Origin of the sequence: Spiroplasma endosymbiont of Diplazon laetatorius (assembly GCF_964019625.1) — a bacterium.
GTDB lineage: Bacteria > Bacillota_I > Bacilli_A > Mycoplasmatales > Mycoplasmataceae > Spiroplasma_A.
The window spans coordinates 569502-582662 of the sequence record NZ_OZ026458.1 but is presented as its reverse complement, the minus strand read 5'-3'; the positions used below and the strand labels follow the sequence as shown (position 1 = coordinate 582662).

The 13161-nt window shown below is 27.5% G+C and carries 7 protein-coding genes and 1 pseudogene; all 8 read left to right on the top strand.

The features are described 5' to 3' along the window. Positions 1 to 278: 278 nt before the first annotated feature. The 8 genes and pseudogenes from AACL10_RS02790 to AACL10_RS02755 all read left to right on the top strand — a co-directional run bounded on the left by AACL10_RS02790 (position 279) and on the right by AACL10_RS02755 (position 12864). The gene (locus tag AACL10_RS02790; protein WP_338984347.1) at positions 279 to 2402 is read left to right on the top strand and encodes an anaerobic ribonucleoside triphosphate reductase; all 2124 of its coding nucleotides are present in this window, start codon (positions 279 to 281) and stop codon (positions 2400 to 2402) included. Beyond that, on the top strand, positions 2402 to 2899 hold the full coding sequence (gene nrdG, locus AACL10_RS02785) for an anaerobic ribonucleoside-triphosphate reductase activating protein (RefSeq protein WP_338984345.1): 498 nt from the start codon (positions 2402 to 2404) through the stop codon (positions 2897 to 2899). The genes AACL10_RS02790 and nrdG overlap by 1 nt, the downstream gene beginning before the upstream one ends. A gap of 84 nt (positions 2900 to 2983) precedes the next feature. Beyond that, positions 2984 to 3709 (top strand): hypothetical protein, encoded by a 726-nt coding sequence (locus tag AACL10_RS02780; protein ID WP_338984343.1) that lies wholly within the window; start codon positions 2984 to 2986, stop codon positions 3707 to 3709. Between the two features lie 95 nt (positions 3710 to 3804). Continuing rightward, positions 3805 to 6348 carry a glucose PTS transporter subunit IIA gene (locus tag AACL10_RS02775; RefSeq protein WP_338984341.1) on the top strand — a complete coding sequence of 848 codons (2544 nt, stop codon included), beginning with the start codon at positions 3805 to 3807 and terminating at the stop codon, positions 6346 to 6348. Positions 6349 to 6365: 17 nt separating this feature from the next. Continuing rightward, positions 6366 to 7817, top strand: a pseudogene (locus AACL10_RS02770) (glycoside hydrolase family 1 protein). 110 nt (positions 7818 to 7927) lie between these two features. Continuing rightward, the gene (locus AACL10_RS02765; RefSeq protein ID WP_338984339.1) at positions 7928 to 9334 is read left to right on the top strand and encodes a glycoside hydrolase family 1 protein; all 1407 of its coding nucleotides are present in this window, start codon (positions 7928 to 7930) and stop codon (positions 9332 to 9334) included. Positions 9335 to 9451: 117 nt separating this feature from the next. Continuing rightward, complete coding sequence (locus AACL10_RS02760; protein WP_338984337.1) at positions 9452 to 9826, top strand: hypothetical protein; 375 nt, start codon at positions 9452 to 9454, stop codon at positions 9824 to 9826. Positions 9827 to 9951: 125 nt separating this feature from the next. Then, complete coding sequence (locus AACL10_RS02755; RefSeq protein ID WP_338984335.1) at positions 9952 to 12864, top strand: cation-translocating P-type ATPase; 2913 nt, start codon at positions 9952 to 9954, stop codon at positions 12862 to 12864. The last annotated feature ends 297 nt before the right edge of the window (positions 12865 to 13161 follow it).

Genomic DNA, 13161 nt, shown 5'->3' with positions numbered 1-13161 from the left:
TGTAGGTATTTTTTATTTTGCAAAGTGGATAAAATGTTAATAACTTTTTTAAAAATAATTAAATATAATAATAGTTTATAAAAATTATTAACATTTTATATTTGAAATTCCAAAAATATTTTATTGATTTTTTAAAATATTTTTATAATATAACAACACAACTCAAAAAGAAATTAGAGAATATTAAATTTATAATTCCAGAAAGTATTTTGATTTCTTAACACTTATTTATTAAGTTTTATTTTGAGTTTAAAAAAGATGGGGAGGAAAATAACATTATGAGTGATCAAAAAATAAATTATGTTAATATACTTGATGAGTTTAAACAAGTTATTTCAACAACTAGTAATGATATTAAAAATGAAAATGCAAACATGAGTGGTAACACTCCAAGTGGTAAAATGATGAAGTTTGCATCAATAACTGCAAAAGATTTTGCTTTAGAAAATCTTGTAAAAGAAAACCACGCACAATTACACAGAAAGGCTTTGATGCATATTCATGATTTAGATTACTATGCAACTAAATCAGCTACTTGTGTTCAATATAATATAGAAGAAATATTTGAAAATGGTTTTAAAACAAAAAATGGTTTAATTAAAGAACCTCAATCAATTGGAATATATGCAGAGTTAGCTGCAATAGTTTTTCAAACTGCACAAAATGAAATGCATGGGGGTCAATCAATTCCTGCTTTTGATTATTTTATGGCACCAGGAGTTAATAAAAGTTTTAGAAAGTCTTTAATAAAAAATTTAAAACACTTTTTTATATTTACTAATATAAAATTTAGTGAAAATAAAATAGATGAAATAAAAAAAGATGAAAGAATAACTTATAAAAATGTAACAAAAAGTATTATAGAAAGTTATTCTTTTAACTACAAATTCAGTGATGAAGAATTTGAAAAAATATATAATTTATCAGTCCATGAAGTTGAAAAAGAAACAGATCAAGCTATGGAAGGTTTTGTTTATAACTTAAATACTCAACACTCACGTGGTGGTAATCAAGTAGTTTTTTCATCTATTAATTTAGGAACAGATACATCTAAAGAGGGAAGACAAGTTACTAGATCTTTGTGCAAAGCGTTAGAAAATGGTTTGGGAAATGGTGAAACTTCAATTTTTCCAATTGTAATTTTTAAAGTAAAAGATAAAGTTAACTTTAGTGAAAAAGATTATCAAAGAGCTATGAGTCTAAGTCAAGAAAAATGATTTGATGAAAAAAATAAATGAGAAACAAAAAACTTTGATTTATTTTTATTAGCAATTAAAACAACAAGTTTAAGATTGTTTCCAAACTTTATGTTTTTAGATCAACCTTTTAACCAACACGAAATGTGAAAAGAAAATGATAAAAAATCTTGATACTACGAACCTGCAACAATGGGTTGTCGAACAAGAGTTTTTGAAAATATAAATGGAGATAAAACATCTGTTGGAAGAGGTAATTTAAGTTTTACATCTCTAAATCTACCTTACATAGCTTTAGAACTTTTAAGAGAAGAAAATAAAATTAAAGATAATGAAATATTATTTGAAGAAATTAATATTGAAAACATTAAAAAAGAATTTTTAAATAGAGTAGAAAAATATTCACAAGAAGTGTGTGAACAATTAAAGATAAGATATGAATATCAAAAAAGCGCTTTAGCAAAAGAATTTCCTTTCTTAATGAAAAATAATATTCTATCTGGAGGGGGAAAACTTCAAGCAGAAGAATATGTTGAAGAAGTTTTTAATCAAGGAACATTAACAGTTGGTTTTGTTGGTTTAGCAGAAGCTCTTAAAGCTTTATTAAATTCTCATCACGGGGAAAGCAATGAAGCTCAAGAGTTTGGTTTAGAAGTTATTAAAAAAATTAATGAAGTTGCTTTACAGTGAAAACAAAAAACTCACTTAAACTTTGGAGTTATTGCAACTCCAGCTGAATCAGTTGCAGGAAGAATGGCAAAAGTTACACAAAAAGAATTTGGAGTTATTAATGAAGTAACTAACAGAGATTACTTTACAAATTCTAACCACGTTCCTGTGTATTACAAAATAAGTGCAATCAATAAAATAAAAAAAGAAGCAGCATATCATTCTTTAACTTTAGCTGGAAGTATAAGTTATGTTGAATTAGATGGAGAAGCTAAGAAAAATCTTCATGCAGTTCTTTCTATAATTAATGCAATGAGAGTTGAAGGAATAAACTATGGTAGTTTAAATCACCCAGTTGATAGATGTAAAGAATGTAATTATACTTCTTTAATACCTTTCAAATGCCAAATGTGTGGAAGTGATGACATTTCAAGAACTAGAAGAATTACTGGGTACTTAGTTGGTGATTTAGATGGTTGAAATAAAGGTAAACAATCAGAAGAATCAGAAAGAGTAAAACACAACACTAATATCTAATGAAGATTTTAAAGATCTTTAAAGAAACTATAAGTGATGGACCAGGAATTAGATATTCAATATATGTTGCTGGTTGTTTACATGCCTGTATGGGTTGTCATAATATGATTAGTTGAAGTTTTAAAATAGGAAGAGACTTTGACAAAGAATATGAACAAGAAATAATTGATGAAATAAAATCTAATTCTTTAATAAACGGGATTACCTTTAGTGGTGGAGATCCTATGTTTAGTGCTATTGAAATGATTCCTTTTGTTAAAAGAATCAAAAAAGAAACTGGTTTAAATATTTGACTTTATACTGGCTTTACAATAGAAGAATTAATAGCTAAAAAAGATGATAAAGACGAAAAACAATCATCTATGTATGAGTTGTTATTATTAGTAGATACTTTGGTTGATGGTAGATTTGTAAAAGAACTTTATGATCCCAATATTCTTTATAGGGGTAGTAGTAATCAAAGATTAATAGATGTTAAAGAATATTTGGATTTATAAAAACATTTTAGTGACATAAATTTTTTTTTTTTTTTTTAATTTAGTCAAAAATAATTATAATCAAAGTAGTAAGAGGTACTTAAAATGACATCTGTATTTGAAAAATTAGAAATTATGAGCAAGGATTTTGAGGACACCACTTTTAAATTGATTGCAAAAAAACTATTAGAAAATATAAAGAGTGGTAAATTTTATAACCAAGAAGAATTAGCTAATCAAACATTTGTGTCAATTTCTACTTTAACAAAGTTTTCAAAAAGACTTGGTTTTGCTGGCTATAGAGAATTTATATTTACTATTAAAAATGAATGATCTAAATATAATTGAGAAAAAAGTGTGAAAATAGACACATGAGAAATATTTAACTCAATTCAGAATTGAATCTCTGAAAACGAGCAATTTATAAATGATATATCTCGTGCGATTGAAAATGCTCAAGTTATAAATATATATTCTTCCTATCAAGCATATGATTGCTCAAAATATTTGGCAGGACTATTAATAGAGTCTGGGAAAGATGCATTTTTACTTAACAACGAGTTTAGATTTAAACCAAGAGAAACACCAAAAAATGGCATCAATTTAGTAGTTTTAACTGGAAGAGATAATGATAAATTAATGGATAACTTTACAAAATCTTATAATGAAGAGAGTAAAAACTTTATTATAGTGACTGATAAACAGTCGGAAAAACTAAATATGAATTTCACTTCTAAGATGATTGTGAATTTTTCATTAGATAATTCAAGAGCTGAAACAAGGGTTTTAGCTTTAAATATGTTGTTTTTTACTATATTTAATAAACTTTAAAAACTTTACAATTTGTAAAGTACTTGACTGAATGGAGAAATCTATTCTTTTTTTTCTGCAATAATGGAAAATATTATTTTAAGGGAGGAATTTATATGGAAATTAATCTATATGCTCCAGTTGACTGTGAAGTAAAACACATCTCTAAATGTAGCGATGCTGTTTTTTCGGAGAAAATGCTTGGAGATGGAATAGTTGTAATACCTGAAAATGGAAAATTTTCACTTCCATTTGATAAAGCTAAGTGTAAAATGACTTTTGACACAAAACATGCTTATGGTTTTAAAATAAACAACGAATTAGATGTACTTATTCACTGTGGTATTGATACTGTTAAATTAAATGGGAAACCATTTACCCAAAAAGTTAAACTTGAACAAAACTTAAAGCTTAATGATGCAATATTTGATGTTGATCTACAAGTTTTAAAAGATAACAATGTTACAAGTGAAACTCCTATAGTATTTGATCCATCAAGTGCTGAAGATATTCAGATAGTTGGATTAAAAGAGGGAAAATATAAAAAGGGTGAATTGATTTGTAAAGTTAGTTATAAATCAGTTGCTCCAGCTAAAAGTGAAACAGGTTTAAAAGAGTTTAAATCTAAATATCAATTAGCAGGAGAATATCTTGTAAATGCAGTTGGGGGTAAAAAAAATTACTCAAGAGTTTATAACTGTATGACAAGACTTAGATTTAACATCAATGATAAATCAAAAGTTGATGAAGCTAAGATTAAACAAAATGAATTAGTCAAAGGAACAAACTGAGCTGGTGATGAATTACAGATCATTATTGGTGGTGAATGTTACAAAGTTAGAGAAGAAATAGAGAAACAAGATAGCTATTCTGGATCAACTGAAGATTCAAAACAAAAAGTTAAAAAATCATTTGGTTCTATAGTTATGGAAGGTATTGCTGGAATTATGGTTCCAATTATCCCTGTTATAATGGCGGCTGGTATATTTGGAGCTTTATATGCAATTGCTCTTCAAACTCACATAATCGTTGATATTGATAAAGTTGGAATTAAAGATGCTGATGTATTTTCTGTAGTATTATATGTATTACAAAAAGTTGGACTAAATTTAGTTGGGGTTTTCTTCATTTATAATACTGTTAAGTATTTAGGAGGAACCGAAGTAATAGCTATATTAATAGGTCTTATACTAGTTTCAAGAATTTTATTTGTACCAACAGGAATAGAAAGCACTCCTGATGATGAGTTAAAATTAGGTCATTGAATATTCAATGCTGATTATCAAATTTCAGGATGATTCTTATTTAAAATTGGTAATTATCCAATTGTTGTTAAAGCTTACGAAGGAAGTGTGTTGCCATTTATAATGGCTGGATTCTTATGTTTTTACTCTGATAAATGAATTAAAACATGAATGCCTTCTTCAATTGATGTGGTTTTCAGAGCTGCATTAATAGTTTTAATGACTGTAGTGCCAATACTGTTTGTTGCTGGTCCTGTATTAGGATTCATTGAATATTTAATGACATTATTAGTAGGATTAATAGGTCAAATTCCATTTGGGTTTGGAGTTGCTATATTTGCATTAATATGACAACCACTTGTTCTTACTGGTGTTCACGTAGCTGTTGCTATGACTATGATGTTACCTTTAATGGCTGGAGATCCAAGTGTTTCATCACCTATGTTACCTGCCGTTACTATAGCTGTTATGGGTCAATTAGGTGTATGTATTGGTGTTTCAATATTTACAAAAAATGGTAATTTAAAAAACCTAGCTCTAAGTTCAATACCTGCAGGGGTATTTGGTATAACAGAACCAATTATTTATGGAGTTAACTTACCAAAAATTAAGCCATTTATGATTGGTTGTGTAGGAGCATTTACTGGTTCTTTATTCGCAGGAGCTTTAGGGGTGGTCCAAAATACAGTGGGACCACAAGGAATACTTGCTGTAATGAATTATAATGACAACATAGACAAAGTTTTATTACTTGTTTCATTTGCAATATCTATTGGAACTTCAATATTATTAACTTTTGCATTTTACAAAGAAAGAAAAAATGAATACCAATATTCAATTAAAATTTCTCAAAAAATTAAAAAAATATTAAACAAAATAAAATTTGATAATATGGAATCATTTGAAGAAAATTCAAAAAAATTATCTTCAGAAATCAAAGATAAAAAAGATGTTATAAAAAACTATGAAAAATATATTCAAAAATTACTTAAATTAGAAGCTAAAATTGCTCATTTAAATGGTGTGGAAGAAAAAAATAAAACTAAACTATATAAAAAAGCAACTAAAGCCCAAGGTAATGAAAAACTTGATCAAGATAAAATTGATATGATAGTTGAAAAATACAACTCATACAATTTAATTGAAAAAATTAATCCTTTAGTGATTGAAAAAGAAGATTTAATCAAACAAGGAAAAGATGTTGTTGAAAATTATAGAAAAACAATTACTGAATTAGAAAATGCTGCAAATAAATTTGTAGATGACATTTCAAAACAAACTCACAAAGTTGAATTATTACAATTTAAAGATTTATATTGAAATGCAGCTAATGCTGTTGAAGTTGGTTATGGAATAGTGGATGAGAAAAAAATTTACTTTACAAAACAACAAAAGCAAAACCTATTAGCAATTTAATAACAAGGAGGCAAATTATGAAATTTGTTAAAAAAGATTTCTTGTGAGGAGGAGCAACTTCAGCTTCACAAGTAGAAGGTGCATACGATGTTGATGGTAAATCACTTACTATCGCTGAAATGAGACCTTTTAACCCTAATTTAGATCGTAAAAGTGTAAGCGAATTAAATGCTTATACTAGAGAAGATTATGAAAAATCAATCGAGAACAAAGATGGTTTACACTATCCAAAAAGATTTGGTGTAGATCAATATCATAGATATAAAGAAGATATTGCTTTATTTAAAGAAGCGGGAATTAATATCTACAGAATGTCTATAGCATGAAGTAGAATTTTTCCTAACGGAGATGAAGCAGAACCAAACAAAAATGCTATTGAATTTTACAGAAGTGTTTTTGAATAATGTAAAAAATCAGGTATGGAAGTAATGTTAACTATTCAACACTATGATGTACCATATCCAATTACTAAAAAATATGGTGGATGATCAAACAAAGCTGTTATTGATTTATTTATTAAATTCTCAACAGTTATTATGAATGAATATAAAGATTTAGTTAAATACTGATTACCATTTAATGAAATCAACATTGCACCATTATCACCAATTACTGGTTTAGGAATATTTAGAGAAGACTTTGCAACAGAACAAGATTATGTAAACGCTTCATGACAAGGTTTACACAACCAATTCTATGCACAAGCTAAAGTTATCGAAATTGCTAAATCAATTTCAAGTAACCTTGAAATGGGATGTATGGTTGCTAATATGACAACTTATTATTCTGACTGTAACCCAGTTAACGTAATGGAAAACTTAAAATTCCAACAAATGGAAAGATACTTCTACTATGATGTAATGATCAAAGGAGAATATCCAACTTATTCAAAAAGATATTTTGAAGAACACAACATTAAATTTGAAACAACTCCTGAAGAGTTAGAAGTAATTAAAAATAATCCAATTCACTACATTACTTTCAGTTACTACATGACTTCAACAATCTCAAAAGAAATTGTTGAAAAAGCTGGAGGAAACTTATTAATGGGAGGTAAAAACCCATTCTTAAAAGCTACTGAATGAGGATGACAAATTGATCCAATCGGGTTGAGAGTTACTTTAAATGAATTATGAGATAGATATGAAATACCATTATTTATTTCTGAAAATGGTATTGGTGTTGTTGAAACATTAAATGATAACAACACAGTAGAAGATGATTACAGAATTGAATACTTAGGTTCACACTTTGAACAAATTAACGAAGCTATCCTTGATGGTGTAAATGTATTTGGTTATACAATGTGAACTCCAATTGACGTAGTTAGTTTATCAACTAATGAAATGTCAAAACGTTATGGATTAATTTTCGTAGATTACGATGATTACCACAAAGGTACTGGAGACAGATTCAAGAAAAAATCATTTGATTGATTCAAAAAATTCAGAGAAACTGGAGAATTATAAAAAATATAAACACTTTCCATTATGGAAAGTTTTTATTTTGTAAATGGTGGGAAAATATGTTTAGATAACGTAATAAAAATTATGTTATCTAATTTAAAAGGAGAGAAATTATGAGTAAATTTCCAAAAGAATTTTTATGAGGAGCATCTACAAGTGCTTATCAAGTAGAAGGTGCAATTGACCAAGGTGGTAAAGTTCCTTCTATAATGGATAGATTTGATGAAAGAGAAACTTATCCAAAAGGTATTACTGGTTTTAAAGTAGCTTCAGATCATTACAATCATTGAAGAGAAGATGTTGCAATGATGGCTGAAATGGGCTTTAAATCTTATAGATTTTCAATCTCATGACCAAGAATAATTAAAAATGTTAAGGGAGAAATAAATCCTGAAGGTATAAAGTTTTATAATGATTTAATTGATGAATTATTAAAAAATAATATAGAACCTGTTGTTACAATGTTTCACTTTGACACACCAAACTTTATTGATGAAATTGGTGGTCTAGATAGTCACGACTTTTCAAAATTATTTGAAACCTATTCAAAAGTATTATTTGAAAACTTTGGTTCAAAAGTTAAATACTGACTTACAATAAACGAGCTTAATATGTTTGCTCTTGTTGGTCAAATCATTGGTGTTATTTCAGAAAAATCAAAAGCTTCTAAATGACAAATAATGCATAACTTAAATGTTGCTCAAGCAAGAGCTATTAGATTGTTTAGAAAAATGTTACCTAATGCAAAAATAGGTCCTGCTCCAAACATATCATCAGTTTATCCAGCCTCAAGCAAACCTGAAGATTACCAAGCTAAATTAAATTTTGATCAAATAAGAAACTGAACTTTCTTAGATATAGTTTGTAGAGGTGAATACAGTAATTGATTTGCAAACTACTTAAAATCAATTAATGAAGAAATAGAAATGACACAAGAAGAGAAAGAAATACTTAAAGATTCAAAACCTGATTTTATTGCTTTCAATTACTATACAACTATGACTGTTGCTAACGCAACTCAAGAAGATTATGAACAATCTTTAAAAAATAAAGACGATCAACATTCTGGAATGGTTTTCCCAGGTGTTGGAAAAACTGTTAAAAATCCAAACTTAGATAAAACTCAATTCGGATGAGAAATAGATCCAATTGGATTTAAAAACACTTTAAAAGATGTTTGAGATAGATATCAATTACCAATTATGATTACAGAAAATGGTCTTGGTGCAAGAGATGTTTTAACAGATGATGAAAAAATACACGATGATTACAGAATTGAATACTATGAAAAACATATTAAATATATGGCCGAAGCTATAGCTGATGGTGTTGAAATGATAGGTTATATGCCTTGAAGTGCAATCGACTTAGTTTCTACTCACGAAGGTATTTCAAAACGTTATGGATTCGTTTATGTTAACAGAGATGAATTTGATGAAAAAGATATGAAAAGAATTAGAAAAGATAGTTTCTTTTGATATAAAGAATTAATCAAAAATAATGGAGAAAACTTAAAATAAAAAACACCATTAGGTGTTTTTTTTATTTTTTAATATAGTTTATAAAATATTACAATTAATATAAAAATGTTTTATACACTTTAAATCTATAATTTTAAAAAGAGAGGTTTTATTTATATGAAAAAAATATTAAGTTTTTTAGGTATTGTTGGTTTTTTAGCGACTGGATTAGGGTCTGTAATGGCAACATCTTGCAAAATAAATAATACTCAACCAGATTTTATAAGAGATATTTCCAAATTTGTTACTAACAAAGATTTGGGTGAAATTGATGGAGAAGAAGACTTACCAACTATAAAAGAAATCTTTAGCAAAATTATTGAAAAAAATCCAGAATGTGATTTTTCAATGACTATCTTAGAAAGTATTCTTGTAGATAAAAATATATCTACTTCTACAGCTGAGTTTGTTTTATCAGAATTTGGTTTAAAAAGTTGGTATGGAGAACTAACCTTAAAATATAATTACAAAAAAATGAAAAAGATTCTTTAAAAAATTTTGATTAAATTCAGGATTTGATAATGGTGATAAATTAATTAACCTAAATATTCAAAGATTATTATAATAATTGTAATTTTTGTTATAATTTTATTATTATAAAAGAAGTGAAAAAATATATGGAAGAAAATCTGTTAAGTTCTGAACCAGAACTCGAAAAACAATTAGAAACTAATATTAAAAAAGGTTTAACTACTGAAGAAGTTGAATCTAAAAAGGCTAAATACGGATTAAATGAACTACCTCAAGGAAAAGTAACTCCTTGATATTTAATCTTTCTAAAAACTTTAATAGAACCAATCTTATTGGTATTGATGGGAGCTGCAATTGTATCTATAGTTGCTCCAATTATTTCAAGTGGTGGACACATTGAAGCATCAGAATTTATTGATGCAGCTGTTATTTTCTCAATTGTTTTAATTGATGCTGTTTTAGAAACAGTTCAAACAATTAAAGCAAGAAAATCAATGGATGCTTTAAAATCTCTTTCAAAACCAAGAGCTGTTGTTATAAGAAATGATATGCAACAAGAAATTGATGCTTCAGAACTTGTTCCTGGAGATATCGTTGTTTTAGAAGCAGGAAAATATATTCCAGCTGAATTAAGAATTGTTGAATCAAGTGATCTAACAATTGATGAAGCTAACTTAACCGGTGAATCATTGCCTGTTGAAAAAACACACTTACCCTTAAAAGAATCAACTACAATTCTAGCTGAAATGAAAAACATCGCATTTATGTCAACTTTCATTACATCAGGAAGAGCAATTGGGGTAGTTATTAAAACTGGTGAACAAACTGAAATTGGAAAAATAGCAAAATCAATTAATGAAAATGAAGAAGAATCAACACCATTAGAAAAGAAATTAAACTCATTTACTTACTGAATAAGTGGTTTAAGTTTCATTTTAGCTATTTTAATCTTTACTACTTTATTCTTTAGTGGAGATAGTAATGCATGAGCTAACTACTTAATGGTTGCTATTACTTTAGCAATTGGTGTTATTCCAGAATGTTTAGCAGCGGTTGTGTCTATTACTTTAAGTATAAGTACTAAAAAAATGGTTAAACAAAACGTTATTATTAAAAAACTTCAAGCAGTTGAAACTTTAGGTAATGTTAACTTTATTTGTACTGATAAAACAGGAACTTTAACTCAAAATAAAATGACTGTTAAAAAAATGATAATGGACAATAAAATTCTTGCATCAAAAGAATATGAAAAAGAAAAAAATGATAATCACATGGACTTATTCTTAAAAGCATTAGTTTTATGTAACGATTCAGTTACAGAAGGAAATGAAAGAATTGGAGATCCAACTGAACTTGCACTTGTTGATTATGCAGAAATAATAGGCTATGACGAACAAGATTCAAGAGATATTTGACAAAGAATTGATGAAATGCCTTTTGACAGTGAAAGAAAAATGATGACAACTGTTAATAACATTAATGGAGTTAATACAGCTTTCACAAAAGGAGCTATTGATCAATTACTACAAAGATGTAGCAAAATAATGATAGACAATGTCTTAAGAGACATTACTGATGAAGACAAAAAAGAATTACTTGAAATGGCAAATGAACTTTCAAAAGATGCTTTAAGAGTTCTTGCATTTGCATATCATATAAACTATGACAAATTAGAAGATAAAGATGACTTAGAACAAGACTTAGTATTCTTAGGAGCTGTTGGTATGATTGACCCAGTTAGAGAAACTGCAGTTAACGCTGTTCGTTTAGCTCACGAAGCTGGAATTGAAGTTGTTATGATTACAGGAGATCATGCTGTAACTGCTCTTGCTATTGCAAAAGACTTAGACTTAGCTCATTCTGAATATGAAGTAATGAACAGTGATACTTTAAATCAATTAGATGACAAACAATTATTAAGAGTTATTGAACAAATTAAAGTATTTGCCAGAGTTAATCCAGAGCATAAAGTTAGAATTGTTGATGCTTTAAAACAAAAAGGAAACATAACATCAATGACAGGTGATGGAGTTAATGATGCTCCAAGTTTAAGTAAAGCTGACATTGGAGTTGCTATGGGTATTACTGGAACTGATGTTGCAAAACAAGCCAGTGATATTATCTTAACTGATGACAACTTTGAAACAATTATCAAAGGAGTTAATGAGGGAAGAAACGTTTATCAAAAAATTAAGAGAGCAATTGCATTTGTTATTGGTGTAAACTTGGCAAACGTATTGGCAATCTTTGTTCTTTCTGTAATAAACTCAGTTTCTCCTTTAGAAGCTACAAATATTTTATGAATGAACTTAATTGTTGAATCAATTATTGCTCTTGCAATGGGAATGGGAGCAAATGACTCTACACTTATGAAGATCAAACCTGTTAAAGGTAAAAACTCATTGTTTAAAGGTTTAGGATTTACATTATTTAAAATAATATTATTTACATCAATTGCTTCAATTGGGGCATACTACTTTGGAATGATGTTCTTAAGTAATGAAGAATTAAATAACATTATAAAGACACATGAAAATAGTTTAAATGATTCTCTAACATTCACAAATTGATTTGCAGCTTTAAGAAGTAAAGAAATTAGTGTTGAAACAAAAATTGAAATTGGAGATTATGGTAGAACAGCAATGTTTGTTGCTATTACTTGTGCTCCATGTCTGTATGCAAACTTTATTAAATTATCAAACTGAAAAGCTGATAAGAAATTAACAATAGTTACTAACAAACCATTGTGATTAGCAAGTTTACTTGCAGTGAGTTTAAACTTAGTTGTAATTTTCATACCAGGATTTAATGATAAAATTTTAAACCTAGCTGAAGTTAATAAATACAGTTCAGCAAATTGATATTTAATTCCAGGAGCTATTGGTATTGCAATTCTTCCATCAATGTTTATGTTAATGTTAGATGGATTAGTTTATATAACTTACCACTATAGACCAGATCCTTGAAGAAGAAATAGAATTCTTGCTCAAGAGTTAGTTGAAATAGATATTCAAAAAGAAAAACAAAAAAGAAAATCAAAGAAAAAAGTAAATCAATAGATTTACTTTTTTTATTTTTGAATTAACTTAAAAGATATTTTTTAATTTAAAAATTTTTTTATTTTGACAAGTTTTCATCTTAAATAATTACCATAAATAAAAGATTTTTTGAACATGTAAATTTAGCAAAAACACCATTTTGCTTTTTTTTTTTTTTTTTGAGAAATATTTAACAGAATACCAATCCTAAAACGTTAGTAGAAATGGGGTTTTTTAAAAAAGTTAAAAATATTTTTGAATTTAAACTAATCAAAAAAATAAAAGTCAAGTTTTTGGTGAGTGTGATTTTTATTGAAA